Genomic DNA, 317 nt, shown 5'->3' with positions numbered 1-317 from the left:
CCGAGGGTGCCGTCCTCTGCCGCGAGACGTCCCTGCGAGGTGTAGGTCTCGTTGCCGGGGACGGGGTCGGTGGCGAAGTAGCCGTAGGTCTCGATGCGGTCCCAGGTGCCGTCGCCGGTGAGGTCGTAGCTGACGCGGGCCTGGACGGCCTGGCCGACGTCGTCGCCGGCGTCCACGGCGAAGGAGAACGCGGTCGTCTGGCCGGTGTGGGTGCCGGTGAGTCCGGTGGCCTCGAAGACGGCGGGCTGGTGCGGGGTGCCGTCGTGGTTCTGGCCGCCGGCGGAGGTGAGCTGGACGGTGCCCTCGGGTCCGGCCTG

1 pseudogene is annotated in these 317 nt (G+C 73.2%); it reads right to left on the bottom strand.

Going from position 1 to position 317, the window contains the following annotated elements:
• Positions 1–317 (bottom strand): annotated as a pseudogene (locus tag V5O49_RS00090) (glycosyl hydrolase); the annotation flags it as partial.

This window comes from Isoptericola haloaureus, from assembly GCF_036689775.1.
Taxonomy (GTDB): Bacteria; Actinomycetota; Actinomycetes; order Actinomycetales; family Cellulomonadaceae; genus Isoptericola; species Isoptericola haloaureus.
This window is presented reverse-complemented; position numbering and strand designations above follow the sequence as displayed.